The 18,240-nt window shown below is 36.7% G+C and carries 14 protein-coding genes; 6 read left to right on the top strand and 8 right to left on the bottom strand.

Translation table 11 applies throughout. The features are described from left to right. The first annotated feature begins 120 nt into the window (after positions 1–120). Positions 121–753 (top strand): YesL family protein, encoded by a 633-nt coding sequence (locus tag MKY09_RS01500; protein WP_342567400.1) that lies wholly within the window; start codon positions 121–123, stop codon positions 751–753. A 27-nt stretch (positions 754–780) separates the two neighbouring features. Here the strand turns inward: MKY09_RS01500 and MKY09_RS01495 are convergent, their stop codons facing one another. From MKY09_RS01495 to MKY09_RS01485, 3 genes are all read right to left on the bottom strand, one after another. After that, entirely contained in the window at positions 781–1,602 is an 822-nt protein-coding gene (locus MKY09_RS01495; RefSeq protein ID WP_251556428.1) for a carbohydrate ABC transporter permease, read from the bottom strand. Between the two features lie 13 nt (positions 1,603–1,615). After that, the gene (locus MKY09_RS01490; RefSeq protein WP_342567399.1) at positions 1,616–2,494 is read right to left on the bottom strand and encodes a sugar ABC transporter permease; all 879 of its coding nucleotides are present in this window, start codon (positions 2,492–2,494) and stop codon (positions 1,616–1,618) included. Positions 2,495–2,588: 94 nt separating this feature from the next. Next, positions 2,589–3,881: an extracellular solute-binding protein gene (locus MKY09_RS01485; RefSeq protein ID WP_342567398.1), complete on the bottom strand. Its 1,293-nt coding sequence runs from the start codon at positions 3,879–3,881 to the stop codon at positions 2,589–2,591. 170 nt (positions 3,882–4,051) lie between these two features. Here MKY09_RS01485 and MKY09_RS01480 point away from each other — a divergent pair, with 170 nt between their 5' ends. Further along, on the top strand, positions 4,052–5,242 hold the full coding sequence (locus MKY09_RS01480; RefSeq protein ID WP_342568197.1) for an ROK family protein: 1,191 nt from the start codon (positions 4,052–4,054) through the stop codon (positions 5,240–5,242). Between the two features lie 240 nt (positions 5,243–5,482). Further along, the gene (locus MKY09_RS01475) at positions 5,483–7,093 is read left to right on the top strand and encodes a glycoside hydrolase family 43 protein (protein WP_342567397.1); all 1,611 of its coding nucleotides are present in this window, start codon (positions 5,483–5,485) and stop codon (positions 7,091–7,093) included. Positions 7,094–7,165: 72 nt separating this feature from the next. On the opposite strand, the gene MKY09_RS01470 is transcribed toward MKY09_RS01475, so the two are convergent. Beyond that, on the bottom strand, positions 7,166–8,164 hold the full coding sequence (locus MKY09_RS01470; protein WP_342567396.1) for a Gfo/Idh/MocA family oxidoreductase: 999 nt from the start codon (positions 8,162–8,164) through the stop codon (positions 7,166–7,168). 164 nt (positions 8,165–8,328) lie between these two features. Here MKY09_RS01470 and MKY09_RS01465 point away from each other — a divergent pair, with 164 nt between their 5' ends. Then, positions 8,329–9,204 (top strand): radical SAM/SPASM domain-containing protein, encoded by an 876-nt coding sequence (locus tag MKY09_RS01465; protein WP_298467975.1) that lies wholly within the window; start codon positions 8,329–8,331, stop codon positions 9,202–9,204. A 576-nt stretch (positions 9,205–9,780) separates the two neighbouring features. Here MKY09_RS01465 and MKY09_RS01460 read toward each other — a convergent pair. Both MKY09_RS01460 and MKY09_RS01455 read right to left on the bottom strand, forming a co-directional pair. Further along, the gene (locus tag MKY09_RS01460; protein ID WP_169360068.1) at positions 9,781–10,143 is read right to left on the bottom strand and encodes a hypothetical protein; all 363 of its coding nucleotides are present in this window, start codon (positions 10,141–10,143) and stop codon (positions 9,781–9,783) included. Positions 10,144–10,275: 132 nt separating this feature from the next. Continuing rightward, positions 10,276–10,854 carry a hypothetical protein gene (locus MKY09_RS01455; protein WP_342567395.1) on the bottom strand — a complete coding sequence of 193 codons (579 nt, stop codon included), beginning with the start codon at positions 10,852–10,854 and terminating at the stop codon, positions 10,276–10,278. A gap of 431 nt (positions 10,855–11,285) precedes the next feature. On the opposite strand from MKY09_RS01455, the gene MKY09_RS01450 reads away from it, so the two are divergent. Both MKY09_RS01450 and MKY09_RS01445 read left to right on the top strand, forming a co-directional pair. Next, positions 11,286–11,696, top strand: coding sequence for a (deoxy)nucleoside triphosphate pyrophosphohydrolase (locus tag MKY09_RS01450; RefSeq protein WP_342567394.1), 411 nt, complete (start codon positions 11,286–11,288; stop codon positions 11,694–11,696). A 5-nt stretch (positions 11,697–11,701) separates the two neighbouring features. Then, a complete protein-coding gene (locus MKY09_RS01445; protein ID WP_342568196.1) occupies positions 11,702–14,590 on the top strand; it encodes a DEAD/DEAH box helicase in 2,889 nt (962 codons plus the stop codon). A gap of 76 nt (positions 14,591–14,666) precedes the next feature. On the opposite strand, the gene MKY09_RS01440 is transcribed toward MKY09_RS01445, so the two are convergent. Further along, the gene (locus MKY09_RS01440) at positions 14,667–14,960 is read right to left on the bottom strand and encodes a hypothetical protein (RefSeq protein ID WP_342567393.1); all 294 of its coding nucleotides are present in this window, start codon (positions 14,958–14,960) and stop codon (positions 14,667–14,669) included. Between the two features lie 53 nt (positions 14,961–15,013). Then, positions 15,014–18,175 (bottom strand): DEAD/DEAH box helicase, encoded by a 3,162-nt coding sequence (locus MKY09_RS01435; RefSeq protein WP_342568195.1) that lies wholly within the window; start codon positions 18,173–18,175, stop codon positions 15,014–15,016. Between the last annotated feature and the right edge of the window lie 65 nt (positions 18,176–18,240).

Here is an 18,240-nt window from a genome sequence, read left to right as displayed (position 1 = left end):
TTAGTTTGTTAATTATCTGAACAAAGTTTTAAAAATAGTGCCATTCTTCAAAAATAGAGTGTATGCTATAAATAAATATCGAATTTTACAAAAATATAAAATTGATAAAGGTGGATTCCTATGAATGCAACCAGTAGCTTTATTTATAACCTAGCTGAATGGATCACTAAATTTGCTTATTTAAACTTGCTATGGATACTTTTCACACTTCTGGGTGGTGTCTTTTTAGGACTGTTCCCCTCTACTATTTCCATGTTCGCTGTAGTAAGGGCATGGTTAAAAGGTGACACTGATATATCCGTATTTCGTACATTTTGGAAACATTATCGAGATGAATTTTTAAAAAGTAATAGGTTAGGAGTATTTGTTGCCGTCCTTATAGTCTTTATTGCTTTAGACATTTTTTACATACAGTCTTCCGAAAGCAACCTGTTACACTGGACTTACCTACCACTATTTGCATTTATGCTATTGTTTGTTATGTTTCTATTTTATCTTTTCCCAGCCTTTGTACACTTTGACACAAAGTTAGGACAGGTAATTAAGAATGCTTTTTTTATCATGCTCATCAATCCGTTGACGACTCTATTAATCTTTCTTTGCTTAATACCTTTCATCTACTTAATTAGTATTCTTCCAGCTATCGGATTTATATTTGGTGGGAGCGTATACGCTTTTATATCTATGCGATTTAGCCTGCATGCCTTTCAAAAAGTGCATGAAAAGAAGGAAACATTGGGATCTTCTCAGTAATAGCCACTCCTAAGTGAAAGCCATTACTTAACCTTTTACTGCGCTTGCAGAAATCCCTTCGACTACTTTATTGCTAAAGAAGATAAAAGCTATAATGATTGGCAATACGCTTATAATCAGGGTAGCCCCTATTGCTCCCCAGTCTGTCATATATTGACCAATAAAGTTTTGTATTCCGACCGTTAATGTTTTATATTTGTCTGAGCTAATAAATGTATTCACGAAAACAAACTCATTCCAGTTATAAATCATATTAATCACTACCGTTGTAGCCATTACTGGCGTTGTCATCGGGAGAATCACTTGGAAAAACATTCGATTAACGGAGCAACCATCTATTATGGCTGCCTCCTCTATTTCTTTTGGCAAAGTATAATAGAATCCAAGTAAAATCATCATCGTTATTGGTAAGTTATAGGCTGTATATGTAATAACAACTCCGAGTGGGTTATCTATTAAATTCACGCTTAAAAACATGCTATAGAGTGGAATCAACGCCGAATGAATGGGAATCATTAAACCAATGATGAACAGACTGAGTACTGCTCCACTTAGCTTCCATCTCATCCGAGTAATTGCAAAAGTAGCCATACTTGCGAAAAGCACAGTTAATACGATAGAAAGTGCTGTGATCCACACACTGTTAAAAAAATAAACTCCAATACCGCCATCCCAAACTTTTAGATAGTTTTCCCATCTAAACTCTGATGGCAACGCAAAGGGCGAGCCCGCAAATATTTCTCGATTATCTTTTAATGAGAAAATAAATAACCATATTAGCGGGATGATTTGAAACAATGCTACAACAATTAGACTGAAATACAGAAAAAAGTATCCAACACGTCTCATATACAACCTCCTTTTAATATTCTATTCTCTCTTTTGTCGCCGTTAACTTACGAACAATAAAGGTTACGATTAATGTAATAATAAGCAGTAAGAAACCAATCGCACTTCCATAACCGAAGTTATAGCTTGAAAATGCAAGCTTATACATATAAGAAGCCATTACTTCACTAGCTCCATTCGGTCCACCAGAAGTCATGACATAGATTAAGTCAAAATACTTTAATGACCCAATTATCGCCAATACAATGGTTACACTCACCACTTCTTTGATCAACGGAAGCTTAATCTTTGTAGCAATTTGAAATGCAGAGGCCCCATCCATTCTTGCAGCCTCTATTAAGGACTCCGGAATGTTCTTCAACGCAGCATAATAAATCAAAATATAAAACCCAGCATATTGCCATAATATCGGGATGAAGATAGCAAACAACACTAACGATGGCTCTGCAAGCCAAGCTGGAGGATTTTCCACTCCTATTTGCTTAAGAAACACATTTAAAATACCATTCGAAGGATTATATACTTTAATCCAAAGCTGGGCTATAGCTACAGAGGATAACAACATTGGTATTAAATATATTTTTCTGAGCAAATCAGATCCTTTTATCTTGGACGCCAATATAAAGGAGATGGTTAAGTAAATGGCTAAGCTCAAGGTAGAGAATATTGCCAACAAAAAGGAATGATAGGCACTACTCCAAAATTTCATATCCTGAAGACCTTTAATATAATTCTCTAAGCCAATGAACGTTTTTTCTCCTATACCATCCCATTGCATTAAGCCATAATATCCAGACAACATTAGCGGAATGAATATTAACACCAGGACGAGTAAAAGTGCAGGTGAAATATACAATGCTATCAACAATTTGTTAGACATTACCTTGTTCATACAAGTAACTCCTTCCCTATCAGATAGACAAGGGTTACTCCAGTTAAAGGAATAACCCTTACGTCCATCGACAAATCCTCTAGCTAATTATCTATTATTTAGAAAGAGCATCCTCATGCGCCTTCCCAAAATCTTCTGGAGTCATTTCCTTACCAAATAGAGCCTGAATCGAATCTAAATGTACTTGTGCAACATCAGGGCTCATCTGAACATCTGCAAATAGCGTGATATTACTTGCCTCGTTTAACTCATTTAATATATCAATATACATCTCTGGCAGATCCAACGATCCTGCATCTACTTTGGTAGCAGGGATTACACCTGCTTTTGTAACAGCTTTTTCTCCCCATGCTTTTACAAAGTAAGCTGCAAAGTCCTTCGCCTCTTCCTTTACATCTGAGTCCTCAGCTACGAATAACCCGACTCCAGGTCCTCCAACAAAGCTATCCATATCCCCGTTTCCATTAACAGTTGGGAATTTCAAATATTGAACTGAATCTCTAAATTCCTGAGGTACCGTTTCATTTGTTGTATAGTTCGGTAAATCCCAAGTAGCGATTAAATACATCGGAGCTTGCTCACTCATGAACATACTTTTTGCTTCTTCATCCGCCAGTCCATTAAATCCTTTGACGAATGCACCCATATCAACAAGATCTTGAACCTTTTGAGCTGCCTCCACTAATGCAGGATCTTCAAAAGAACCAGAACGATCGATTGCCTTGTTAAGAACCTCTGCTCCTCCAAGACGATCAGCTAAATACATATACCAAAGTGACCCTGTCCAAGCATCCTTATTTCCTAAAGCAATTGGATCTATTCCCTTTTCTTTAAATACTTTTATCACATTCTCTAATTCTTCAAAAGTCTTTGGTGCTTCTAAGTTATATTCCTCAAACATTGCACTGTTATAGTATAGTGTGACAATATTCAGCTCTAGCGGTAAGCCATATGTTTTCCCGTCTAGGGCATATGCCTCTGCAGTTCCCGGAACAAAGCTATCACTTAGCTGGTCTTTAATAACATCGTCTAATGGAGCGAACATATTTCCGCCAACATAAGGCTCTAAGAAGCCTGCAGCCCAAGTCATCCCTACATCTGGAAGCTCTTTAGAGGTGGATAATACTCTTAACTTATCCTTGTATTGTTCATTACTTAACACTTCCAAATCCACTTTGACACCATCATTCTCTTTTTCATAATCTGCAATAATTTCATTTACAACATCATAATGTTGCTTGGAACTTCCTTCTGGCCATAAATGCATAAACTTAATTTCTTTGTCCCCATTTTTACTTGAAGATGTTTCGTCTGCGTCTGAACAACCTGCTAATAAATAAAATAAAGAAGCAAATAATAGAATTTTAATCATTTTGTTGATTTTCATTCTTATTTCCCCCACCCCAAAGTTTTTACAACAATATTCTGAATATTGTATGCGTTTTCATTGTAGCAAATAACACTATGTTAGTCTAGTGGATAAACAAAGTTTTTTTATTTTTCAGTTTTATGTTAGAATGATGAAAAATGATAAAGAAAGAGCTGAAGTGAATGAAGCTGAATGCTAACCAAACATGGAATCACCATGTGGTCAAAAAAGGAAACAAATCACTAGTTCTAGATAAGATAAAATATAATTCCCCTATCTCGAGAGCGACTGTTGCTAGTCAAATCGGATTAAACAAAGGAACTGTTTCCTCTTTAGTTAATGACTTGCTGGAAGAACACCTTATCTATGAATCTGGACCAGGGGAATCTAGTGGTGGTAGAAGACCAGTTATGCTGCTCTTCAATGAAAAAGCTGGCTACTCCATCGGTATAGACATTGGAGTTAACTATCTTCTCGGCGTGCTAACCGATCTTAACGGAAATATTCACACCGAGAAGCGTATAGCTTTTAAGAATCTCTCTTATGAAGAAATAGAGTTGAGATTATTTGAAACGATAGACTTCCTTCTTATCTCTACTCCCGATTGTCCGCATGGAGTAGTAGGAATTGGGGTAGGTGTACCAGGGATTGTAGAGAAGGATGGAAATATTCTATTAGCACCAAATTTAAATTGGAGAAATATTAACTTAAAGGAGGTTTTAGAAGAAAAATATAATCTACCCATCATAATAGAAAACGAAGCAAACGCAGGTGCTTATGGCGAAAAGCATTTTGGAGCTGGCAAGGACTTTGAGAATGTCATCTACGTAAGTGCAGGAATAGGTATCGGCGTCGGATTAATATTGAATGGTTCTCTTTACAAAGGCTCTAATGGATTCTCTGGTGAACTTGGTCATATGACTATTCAAGCAGGAGATCTGTTATGTCGTTGTGGAAACGAAGGCTGTTGGGAGCTTTATGCATCTGAACAAGCGCTAATGAGACATGCAGAGAAATTAGATATACCCTTTGATTCACAGGATTTAGAAGGCTTAGTCTCACTTGCGCAAAGTGGAAATGAGGAAGTCATTCAATTATTTCATCAGACGGGAGACTATTTAGGCATCGGCATCAATAACATTATCAATATCTTTAACCCGCAACAAGTTATCATTGGGAACCGTTTAGCTTACTCCAAAAAATGGTTAAAGGACTCTTTAAATAAAAGAATTACAAATCAGGCTCTATGGTTTCAACAAAACGATTTGCAAATTGATTTTTCAGAGCTATCCACGAGGTCTACAGCATTAGGGGTTGCTGCTTTTTCCATTGAAAATTTTTTAAGTGTCAGTATCCAACAGGATGTTTTGCTAGAATAAACGTTTTCTGGAGTCAATTTACTTTTTTAAAGACTAAAAAATGATTAATTTCCCTCCCTTACACATCGTGATGATTAGTAAATTTAATTATCCGAAAATTACGATTTTATATCTTCTGATAATAAATGGTTTAATGGACAGCAATTTTTTAGATTTATAACCGTTCAGTGAAATAAATAACGGCTTACAGTTTATGTGCTTGAAATGGACAAAAATCACTCATAAAAAGGATGATGACAAATGACAACTATTCGCAATCCTATATTACCAGGCTTTAATCCAGATCCAAGTATTTGTAGAGTTGGAGAAGACTATTATATCGCTGTTTCTACTTTTGAATGGTTCCCCGGCGTTGGAATTTATCATTCCAAGGATTTAAAAAATTGGCGTTTAGCTTCTCGACCTCTTAATCGTCTTAGTCAATTGAATATGATGGGAAACCCTAATTCTGGTGGGGTTTGGGCACCTGCATTATCCTACAGTGATGGACATTTTTGGCTCATTTTCACAGATGTAAAAGTTACAGAAGGACAGTGGAAAGATTGCCATAACTATCTTGTCACTTGTGACACAATCGACGGTGAATGGTCTGATCCTATCTATTTAAATAGTTCTGGCTTTGACCCTTCCCTATATCATGATGAATCCGGCAAGAAGTATTTAGTGAATATGAAGTGGGATCACCGCCTCCATCATCATAATTTCTATGGTATTGCGCTTCAGGAATATGATGTGGAGCAGCAAAAATTAGTCGGTGAATCTACTATTATCTTTAAAGGAACAGATATTAAGCTCGTAGAAGCTCCTCACCTATACAAGATTAATGATTATTACTACTTGTTAACTGCTGAGGGGGGCACAAAATATGACCATGCAGCTACTATGGCGCGTTCGAAAAACCTAGAGGGTCCTTATGAGGTCCATCCAGAAAATCCATTGATAACATCTTTCCCGTATCCACGAAACCCATTACAAAAGTCAGGTCATGCTTCCATCGTCCATACCCATACTGATGAATGGTTTTTAGTACACTTAACCGGTCGTCCACTACCAAGAGACAACCAGCCTTTACTGGATCCACGAGGATTTTGTCCACTTGGAAGAGAGACTGCCATTCAACGTTTAGAATGGAAAAATGACTGGCCATATGTCGTAAATGGAAATGGTCCCTCACTAGAAATTGAAGGACCAGCGATTGAAGAAGTTGTATGGGAAAAGGACTTTGAGGAAAAGGATGATTTTAACGAACAATCATTGAATGCTCATTTTCAATCATTGAGAATTCCACTAGGGGAACACGTTGTTTCACTAAAAGACAATCCTGGTCATTTGCGTCTTTATGGAAAGGAATCTTTAACTTCTAAGTTTACACAGGCGTTTATAGCAAGACGTTGGCAGCATTTTAACTTCATTGCAGAAACTAAAGTTGCCTTCCACCCAAATACCTTCCAGCAATCAGCGGGTCTCGTGAACTATTACAACACAGAAAATTGGACAGCGCTACAGATTTCCTGGCACGAGGAAAAAGGACGGATTCTGGAGATAAGTACATGTGATAACTTTGTATTTGACCAGCCACTCCAAGGAAAAGAGATTGTCCTACCTGAAGATGCAGAGTATGTATATCTACGTGTAGAGGTTAAGACATCTATTTATGAATACTCGTATTCATTGGATGGTGATCATTGGACAACGATTCCTCTTTCTTTTGCTTCCCATAAATTATCCGATGACTATATTCGTGGCGGAGGATTTTTTACGGGGGCATTTGTTGGTATGCAATGTCAGGATACATCTGGTCAAAGCATCCCTGCTGATTTTGATTACTTTGTTTATAAGGAAACAGAATGAGTCTTTAAAAAAAGAAGAGCTAAACTCTTACAACTGTTCTAGTAAGAGTTTAGCTTTTCTTTCTGTATTTTGTTAATTTACCATCTGCATAATTTTTCCCGTTTTAATCGACTCCAGGCAGGCCTCCATTACACGCATGTTTCCAATACTAAATTCGCCTGTCACCTCGGGATTTGTATTCGTTAAAATAGCATTGGAGAAATGTTCGACCTCTATTCGATAAAGATCACCAGGAATATTTTCTTCACTTGTCATGTCATCTTGTTGAATCATTATTTTACCTAAGCCGCCGTTTTGGTCAGGACGAAATGCATACAGCACTTTAATCGTTCCTTTAGAACCCACTATTTCATATTCATTTCTCCCAGCCATGTCAAAGCTACAATTAAACGTAGCATGAATACCATTGTCTAGCTGTAAAGTACCGAATGCACTTATGTCAACGTTAGTTTCCTTATCTAGATCTGCCATACAATGCACCCTAACAGGTTCTGCTCCGGTCATATATCGAATGGCATGGATGCAATAACAGCCTACATCGAATAGACTACCCCCACCCATCTCTAGATTCATTCTAAACTCGTTTTGTCTATTTTCCATATAGAACGAGTGGCTAGCAGTAACCAGTTTGATCTCTCCTATAACACCGGAAGAGATGAGTTCTTTTACACGTGTATGCTGTGGGTGGAGCTGATACATGAAAGCCTCCATAAACTTCACATTTTGTTCCTTACAGACTTCAATAATCTCGATTGCTTCTTGGGACGTAAGCGAAATTGGCTTTTCACAAAGTACGTGCTTTCCTGCCTTGGCTGCTTTAATCACCCATTCCTTATGTAAATGATTAGGTAAGGGAATATAGATTGCATCAATAGTTGGATTGGCGAGAAGCTCTTCATAGCTTTCATAAGCGATATTAATTTCTAATTCCTTTGCAACCTCATGCACTTTACTTCCTCTACTTGCAATAGCCACTAACTCAGCATTTCCAGCTCTTTGGATTGCCGGGATAAGCTGTTCTCTTGCAATTCTCGCCTTGCTTAAAACTCCCCATCGAATCTTTTTTTCCAATAGACACGCCTCCTTTAAAATTATCTCTCATGCTTCATTCGGCAAAATCTGAAGGTTTTCCTTCTACCGTAAAATATACTTTTAGAAAGCTCTCCCCCTAAAATATTTTTCTGTTAAAATGAGTATAGTTGTTTATCAAATAGAACTGGAACGGTGAAGAAAACTTGAAAACTTTTAAAAAGATGTATATAGAAATTACAAGTGTCTGTAATCTTGCTTGTAGTTTTTGTCCACCCACTGCTCGTAAGGCTAACATTATTAAATTAGATGCATTTAATAATATCCTTGACCAAATAAAGGACCATACGAGATATATTTACCTGCATGTAAAAGGAGAGCCACTACTCCACGCTCGTATCGATCAGCTTCTAGATGCTTCTCATGCAAAGGGTTTTAAGGTTAATATCACTACTAACGGAACGTTAATCAAAAAGAATAGAGAGAAATTATTAGGTAAACCAGCACTTCGTCAAATCAACTTCTCTCTTCACAGCTTTGATGGTCATGAAGGATCTGAGAATCGTGAAAAGTACTTAGGAGATATTCTTGAATTCGTACGTGATTCGAGAGAGCATAACACAATTATTTCTTACCGCTTATGGAACCTCCAGCAAGACCAGGTGTCAGACCTAGTACAGCGGAGAAATAGAGAAACATTAGAAATTTTAGAGAATGAATATAACCTAGACTTCAGAATTGAAGAAAAGGTACAACCAGGTAAAGGGATTAAAATCGCTCCAAATGTCTTCTTAAACCAAGATCACGAATTCCAGTGGCCAAGTCTACAGGCTCCAGAGGACGACGGGAAAGGTTTCTGCCATGCTCTTCGAAGTCAAGCTGCTATCCTGGTAGACGGAACTGTAGTGCCCTGCTGTTTAGACGGTGAAGGAGTCATAAACCTAGGTAATATCAACAAAACCCCCTTCTCTGAAATAATTGAAGGTGAACGAGCAAATGCGCTTTACGATGGTTTCACTAGAAGAGAAGCTGTTGAGGAAATGTGTAGAAAATGTGGGTATAGACAGCGGTTTGGGGTCTGATTTAAAAAAAGATATTGGAAAAACTCACTGTAAAAAATGCTCTTAAGATTTATACTTACTCGCTTAATACCTTATCTTATCTAGATAGAGCGCACTTTGGGTAATTAGCAGTCACTAAAAAAAGATGAACTACTTGAAAAGATTTTTTTCCAAACGTATACTAAAAGTAACAACTGCGTACATTAAAAAAGACTGATTGATGTTAGTGCATCAACCAGTCCATTGTAATAGTTGGTCCCAAAGGGGATTGGCTTTCATTAGGATTAACCCATCTGAGCTCTCAACTCAAGGATGGGTTATTTTTTATGGTTAAACGACAATATTACAACGACCAATGTTGCAAATGCTACCGCAAACATCAATGCTTCGAATACTGACAAGGCACCACCCCCTCTCTAACGGGAGTGAACCAACCACCCTTGAGCTACCACACTATTATCTCTCTATTATACCACACATATGTTCTATTTTCGTTTTATAAAAAGGTAAAAGAGACCTGTTAAGCGAAAATTCTCTCTTAGCTTTTGTCACTTTTACCTTTACTTTTTTTATATTTTAACAACTCATCCACACAAACTACTCACTAATATAAATCATATAGCTACTGCTAGAGATCTTGGCAAGGTAAATATCCGGATCCTCGTTAATGGAATAGATTTCCGTCCCAGGCGCTAATGCATTGGAGGAAAGATTATTGCTTGGTACAATATCTCGACCGACATTTTCTTGTACCTCCCCAACCTTCTCTCCAATAGTGAATTCACTACCTGTTGTTTCTCTCACTTCCGTGAATCTATTACCATTTGCTATTAGGATGGAAGGGCTATCTGCATGAACTTGTATTATTTCACTTTGTACGGTCATTTGGTCATACTCTGTACAGCCAGTAATGATTGGTAAAATACAGCATATCAATAAAACTACCCATGATTTTCGCATTTAAACACCTCTCGCTTAGCTACAAATTACAGCATTGTAAAATCTCTGTGTACAGAAGTATAACCAACTTCCTAATTTATATAATTAACTCAACCCATCCTTATTTTCCCATTACAATTGAATCTCTAATTTCTAAATTCCGCCATCCTCAGGGAAATCTACTGTATCAAATACTTTGTTCGTATCCTCGTCCTTTACATCAATCTTTACTTCATACGTTTCATAATCTTCCCCATTAAAATAATGGTAATAAAGTGTTCTCAATAAAAGACCTAAAAGAGCATAGCCCTGGGCATTGCCATCTGCTTCATAAAGCTCTCGGTTTACAGTAGCGGTGTAGTCATTGTATTCCTTGTTATATTCAATTCCCTTTATCGAGCTAATATCTTCATTCGCTTCTATTTCTTCTACAAACGATTTCAGGTTGCTCTTTAAATCTGCACTGATTTCCTCCTGTGTTCCTCTAGTCATCTCATATTCAACTAGTCGATCTTCCTTATTTATTGTAGTTTTGCTTATCCCAAGTTTGTCCGCCTGTTCAAGTACCTGTTCCTCACTTACGCCATCATAAAAACGAAAAGGAATTGTTACCTGAACCATTTCATCTTTTGATTTTTCATCTTTTGACTTTCCTTCCTTTTTATCAGTCTCATTACTACAGGCTGATAAAAACAAAACAAAGATCATAAGAACTACAGTTAACTTTCTCAATTTAAAATTCCTCCTAATTACATCTATTACTTACTACCCTATTCTACTTAAAAATAACAAAGAGTACCATTTTAGGTGTAAATTCATTACGATTGAACCTAATTCATAATTCCTGCTTTTATAGGTAAACCTAAATAAATCACAGTGCTGTTAACTTACCTGTTTTGTTGATCCCCGAGTCGTTGACTTGTTATAGTCTATACATTAATCGGGCTAAACATTAAATCATAAGTAATAAGTTGACTCAATTAAAATTCATAGTGCTAAAAAAACTTAGCTGTTCTTATTTCTTCATTATTCCTGATGTAATTATCTACATTAGCTAAATGACTAGAATAAATAAATTCCCAATCATTTGAAGTAATTTTTTGTTTTATATTTTATAATTAGCTATGAATTTAAATAAAATTAAAATTTAGGATGGATATTTTATGAAAAAATTAATTCATGTCGTAGGAGCAATTATTGAGAATGAAAACAATGAAATTTTTTGTGCATTAAGAAGTTCCAAAATGACACTTCCCAATCTTTGGGAGTTTCCTGGAGGTAAAATTGAGAAAGACGAGACACCAACACAAGCATTATATCGAGAGATACATGAAGAATTTAATTGCACTATTCAGGTAGGTCAAAAAGTTGAAGATACTACATATGAGTATGAAAATTTTATAGTTAGATTAGAAACGTATAAAGCAAAATTATTAGATGGTTTTCCAGTTTTATCTGAGCATGCGGATGCAAAATGGATCAAAAGGGAATATTTGCATACACTTAATTTTGCGCCTGCTGATATTCCTGCGGTGAATAAAATTATTAGTGAAAAATTAAATGAAATGATGTGATTATAATAGAACCATTGATTCGTAAGATGAAGAACTCATTGCACAAAGGTTTTATAGATAAGAATAGCCCCGTAACCGGACAATTTAAACCTAAGTTACTTTCAAATAAATCTCATGAAAATGTCTTGTCTACACTTCTTCAAGAAATGAAGACATGCGAAACTTTTATCTTTTCTATAGCTTTTATTACTGAGGGTGGTTTAGCTACTTTAAAAACTATGCTTTATGATTTACAGCTAAAAGGTATTCAAGGTCGAATTTTAACTTCTACCTTTTTAAATTTTAATCAGCCTAAAATGTTTAAAGAGTTATTAAAACTAGAAAATGTAGAAGTTCGGTTGACTGGCGTAAAAGGTTTTCACTCAAAGGGGTACATATTTGAACATAAAGAATATTCCTCTCTAATAGTTGGAAGCTCTAATTTAACCGATAGTGCTTTAAAAGCTAACTATGAGTGGAATGTCTATTTAACATCTCTTGAAGAGGGCGAAATAATTCATCACTTTCGTAATCAATTCGAAGATGCTTGGAATGAATCAATACCTTTAACCTTAGAGTGGATAAACAACTACAATCTGACTTATGTTAACCAGCCTTTTATTAACCATCAAACTACGAATGTACTTCAAGTTAACACTCAATATTTATCAAACCAACTAGCCGATAGCCTTGCAATCCAGCCTAATAAAATGCAAGTAGAAGCACTTGGCCAATTAAGAAATCTTCGTGAAAAAGGGGCTAATAAAGGGTTAATTATTTCTGCTACTGGTACAGGGAAAACCTACCTATCTGCTTTTGATGTTCGAAACTTTGCTCCAAAGAAAATGCTGTTTATCGTGCATAGAGAGCAAATTTTAAAAAAAGCACTACAAGACTATAGAAAGATATTAGGTGGTCACGAAGATGACTATGGAATCCTTTCAGGTAATACAAAACAAACGAATGCAAGATACTTATTTGCCACTGTTCAAACTTTGTCATCAACACGTCATTTACAACAATTTTCTAAAGACGATTTTGATTACATTCTAATAGACGAAGTTCATCGTGCAGGGGCAAGTTCTTATCAAAGCATCATAAATTATTTCGAACCAGAATTTCTGTTAGGAATGACAGCCACTCCCGAACGTACAGACAACTTCAATATATTTGAACTTTTTGACTACAAAGTAGCATATGAAATTAGACTACAGGCCGCTTTGGAAGAAGAAATGCTTTGTCCATTTCATTATTTTGGGGTAACAGACTATGAAAGAGATGGAGAGATAATTGATGATACTTCTTCTTTACAGCGCTTAGTTTCTGAGGAACGTGTCCAGCATATCTTAGAGAAGATTAATTACTACGGTTATTCTGGAAAGGGAGTACGAGGTTTAATTTTTTGTAGTTCAAAGCAAGAAGCACATGAGCTTTCAAAAGTGTTAAAAACTCATCATATAAGAACAGTTGCTCTTACAGGTGATAATAAACAATCCGAAAGAGAAGATGCTATTAGTAAATTGGAACGCTATGAACTCGATTATATTTTAACCGTGGACATTTTTAACGAGGGTATTGATATTCCATTTTTAAACCAAATTATCATGCTTCGACAAACACAATCTAGCATTATTTTTATTCAACAACTAGGTCGTGGTCTACGCAAACATGACGAAAAAGAATACGTTACTATTATTGATTTTATAGGCAACTATAAAAATAACTATCTTATCCCCATTGCTCTTTCTGGTGATCAGTCTATGAACAAGGATAATGTTCGTCGAAGAACAGTTAACACCAATTACATTCAAGGAGTTTCAACAATTAACTTCGAAGAAATTGCTAAGAAGCGTATCTTTGATGCTATTGATAATAAAAAATTGAAATTGTCTAATATGGAGTTTCTAAAAGCTCCATACTATGAGCTAAAAAATCGTTTAGGTAGGGTTCCTAAGCTAATAGATTTTATTAAAAACAATTCAATAGATCCAGAAGTAATTTTTATGAATAAGAAAAATTACTTTGATTTTTTATCTAGTATTAATGAACCTGTTGTAGAAATAGACGCATATGAACAAGCAGTATTAACAATGTTTTCTCAAGAATTAATAAACGGAAAAAGAATCCATGAAGTTTTATTAATCCAATGTTTGCTGGATCAAAAGGAAATTTCTAAAATAGATTACCTAAAATTATTACAAGATTACGGAACATATATTGATGATGAGACTATTTTTTCAGTAGAAAATTTACTATCTTTAGACTTTTTTGTTACAACAGCACAGAAAAACTATGGTTCAATACCAATTATTTTTATAGAGAATGGTATATATAAACTAAATGAGAAACTACAAAAAAGTATTGAAAAAGATTCATTTAGATCGTTGCTAGAGGATATAATTTTATGTAGTTTTGAAAAAAATAAAAAATACAAAAAATTGAATCCATTTACTTTATATGAGAAATACTCTAGAAAAGATGTATGTAGACTTTTAAACTGGCCTGCTAATGAAGAAGGCACGTTAAACGGGGGACGAGTTAAAATGAATAAATGTCCTATTTTTGTGAATTACCACAAAGCTGACGATGATGAATCAGAAGTTAAATACATGGACGAGTTCTTATCAGCAGATGTTTTTAAGTGGTGTTCAACCAAGAATAGAAAAATTACAGCTAAGGACATCTCTCCCATTGTTAATTCTACCGACTCTAATATAAAGGTTCATCTGTTTGTCAAAAAACATAACGGTGAAGGTAAAGATTTTTACTACCTTGGAGAAGTTGAAGTGGACCCAAAAAGTGCACAAAATGACACCCTTATCGACAAAGGAAAAGAATACAGTGTAGCTACTATGAACATGATTTTAGAACAACCCGTTCAGTATGATATATACCACTATTTAGTAGAAGAATAATAAAAAAGAGTATCTCTAACTCTTATGTTAAAGATGCTCTTTTTTCATTAATAATTCTTTACTAATCTCTTATCCTTTATTTCCACCCATAAAAATCTAAAAATTTATCCGGTATTCTTAATTTTAACTGTTGCTCCAATTCCTTTAAGAAGATATTCATATCTGCTTCATCAAACCATTTCTGACTGTTTTCTAAACTCACATTAGATTTCCCGTAGTTAATAGCACATCCAAAACTGCCTCTATCATAACCTAACGTAACTATGAAGTATTTATATGCTTGGAAGTCTATCGAGAACATTTCTTGTGGTGTATCTGTTAAGTTGTAAATTGAAAAATTATCTACTCGGTCTCCAAAGTATTCTTTCAATGCTTTAGTGAAGCTTTTTGCTGTGTCTTTTGCATTTTCTTTCTTCAGTCATCTCACTCCCCCATCAAAACCTCTAAAATGTCTTCTTCATTCATTCCAGCTAATATATCTTGTCCGGAATGGATTACTTCTTCTATTAGATTTTGTTTTCTATGCTGGAGCTGTGTAATTTTTTCTTCAATGGTGCCTTTTGCTACCAATCGAATGACTTGAACCTCATTTGTTTGGCCCATGCGGTGAGCACGATCTGCTGCTTGCTGCTCCACTGCTGGATTCCACCAAAGGTCATATAATATCACGGTATCTGCTCCGGTGAGATTAAGCCCTGTTCCCCCTGCCTTCAATGACACGAGGAACAAGTCTCCCTCTCCGTTGTTAAATCGTTCGCATAGACTGACACGATCCACTGGAGGGGTTTGTCCATCTATATAAAAGTATGGTGCCCCCTGCTTAATGAGCTGTCTACGGATAATGGCTAGCATTTGAGTAAACTGAGAAAAAACAAGCACTCGTCTACCTGTCATTCGGCAATCCTCTAAAATCTCCATTAACTGCTCATATTTAGCGGAGCTCCCTTCATAGCCTTCTACAAAGAGGGCTGGGTGACAGCACAATTGTCGTAATCTAGTTAGCCCAGCGAGAAATTTAATGCGATTCTTCCGGAAGGTTTTTTTCTTTAAATGTTTAAGGGCATCATGCTTAAGCTCTGCTAGGTGTGCGGCATATAGTTTCTTTTGCTCGACCTGCAGTTCGGAATAGATGACCATTTCCGTTTTCTTAGGCAGCTCTTGTAAAACATCCGTTTTCATACGCCGCAATATAAATGGGCGAACTTGTTTGGCGATATGCTCTCTTCTCATCTCACTGAATTCTCTTCTGTTTGGCAATAGACCAGGAAATACAACATAGAAAATAGACCAAAGCTCGTCTAAAGAGTTTTCTATTGGTGTCCCGGTAAGTGCAAATCGATGCTTGGCCTGTAGCATCTTCACTGCCCGAGCTGTTTTTGTCATTGGATTTTTAAAAGCCTGTGCCTCATCAAAAAATACAGTATGAAAGAAAAGATCTCTATAACACTCTGTGTCCATTCGTAGGGAAGGATAGGAGGTGACGAGGACATCAGCCTCTATCCCAGCTTTCCATGCCACATTTCTGTCTGCCTTACTGCCATCGATGATTTGTACATCTATATGTGGAGTAAACTTGCCTAGCTCGTTTTTCCAATTATAGAGGAGTGATGCAGGCGTAACGACCAATATGGGCTGTTTTCGAACACGAGATTCTGATAGCACCGATTCAATAAAGGCAATGCTTTGAAGTGTTTTCCCTAGCCCCATATCGTCTGCGAGTATACCTCCAAAACCATATGATGCCATCAGTTTAAACCATCTGAAGCCCGCCTTTTGGTAGTCTCGTAATACATTTTCTAACCCTAATGGTACATCCTCTTCCAGGTTCTCCGGCTCATTTAGATTCCTAAGGAGCTTAGCAAATCTTTGTCCTGGCTCAAGTAGATCCCCTCGACTTAGTGTCTGTGCAATCTGCATCCCCTTTAGAACAGGAACCTGCATCCCGTCCCGAAAATGTTCACTGCTTACCTCCATGTCCTCCATGAATCTTGCAAGGTCTACAAATTCAGGTGTTTCAAGCGACACTAGATTCCCGTTTGGTATCCGATAAAATCTTCTTTTTTCTTCAATGGCTGTCATCAGCTGTTGAATTTCTTTTTCCTTTATACCGTCTAGCTCAAAGCGAAACTCTAGCCACTCGGTTCTTTCCTTCATCTCAATCCTTATCTTTGGACCTGTATATTCCTTCACTACCCGTAATTTCACAGCAGTAGAAGCGTATACCTGCACCCACTTTTCAACATTTGGCAATACATAATACAGGAAGTTATATTCTTCTTCCTCATCCATTAAGTAAAATCCCCCTGGCGTTTGGGTGAACCCGCAGTCCAACAAGAGCTTCATGATTTCGAGCTCCTTCTCTCTTTGACGCCGTATACCAGGAAAATGGGTGAATGACTCCTCTGTTTCCTCACAGGGATTGACTAGCAGATGGCCGTAATGGAACTCTAAGCCAGCAAGCAGGCGATTTTTCACCCTATCGAGAAACAGCTTCGCCTTTAGAGGAGTTTCTCCCATCCTTTTAGAGATAGGCTCCGCTATGTAGACCTGACCTAGCTTCATCAAGCCTGGTAGAACTGTTTTCATGAATTGGTCGATATTGTTCTCTAGAATGATTAGCTCATGCTTACCAGATTGGTCCAGCATGCTTTTTAGTTCTGCCAGTCTGCTTGTCTCCTCCGGCTGTAGCTTGTATAGCACCCCTTTAGAAAATGCGTAGCCATAGGATCTGTATACGGTCACCATATCGAGACCTTTTACGTTCAACTGATAGTCAGGCTTCTTCGCTTCATCAAATTCAAAACGTATCGGCAGCTCTTGACCAAGTTGAATACCTTCATAGTAAAAATCATCATGTAGAAACTTAACTCTCGGTGCTTTTATGAGTAAAGGGAGAAGTCTATCCCAATCGGTGGCCGACATAAGCAAAATATCGTCCTGTATTAATGCCTTACTATTTACGCGCTGACTTTTCATTAATATTTGAAGTACGTCATCCGTTTCCCTTGTAAAGCTAAAGACCTCCGGTGCATAGAAGTAGCCTGGCGAATATTCGAAAGGTCTTCTTCTTTCCATTTCATAGAGAAATTTTGCTACCTGCTTTATTTCTTGAAATGGTTCGGGGCCAACAGTTAACTGTATACCGAATCCGTAAGCCCCTCCCTCCAAAGGAACTGTACAGCACGTGAACTCCATCTCCAGTATCTTTCTTTCATCAAAGTGCAGCTGCTTTCCTGTAGGTGGTGAGGTCTTTTTTTCAAATAGATTTAGCATTCTTTCTGCCAAATAACCATCCATTCGTTGCTTTTCATCGAGTGAGATGAGAGCAGCCGCAATATGCTGACAATAGGTGGAAACAAAACCGACAGGGGGACATGTACAAGTGGCCACAATCTCTCCAACGGAGTCAGCTTTTATAGTGACAATAAAATTCTCTCCTGCCTTTACAGTAGCTTTCATCACCTTTTCATCTTTAGGGCTAGGATGAAGATGCACCTTATCCGCAAGAAAATAAGCCTTACCCTTTTTAAAAGCAGTAATGCCACATAGTTCTTTAATTTTCTTTTCGTTTATCGTACTATTCATCATCTAAAACCCTTTCTCTGTTTCTGTTTCTAGTTAGCTCTATTTTAGCATGATAGGAATGTTTG

The sequence above is a fragment of the Psychrobacillus sp. FSL K6-4046 genome, from assembly GCF_038624605.1.
In the GTDB taxonomy this organism is placed as follows: domain Bacteria; phylum Bacillota; class Bacilli; order Bacillales_A; family Planococcaceae; genus Psychrobacillus.
The sequence above is the reverse complement of the archived record's forward strand: the minus strand, read 5'-3'. Positions and strand labels throughout refer to the sequence as shown.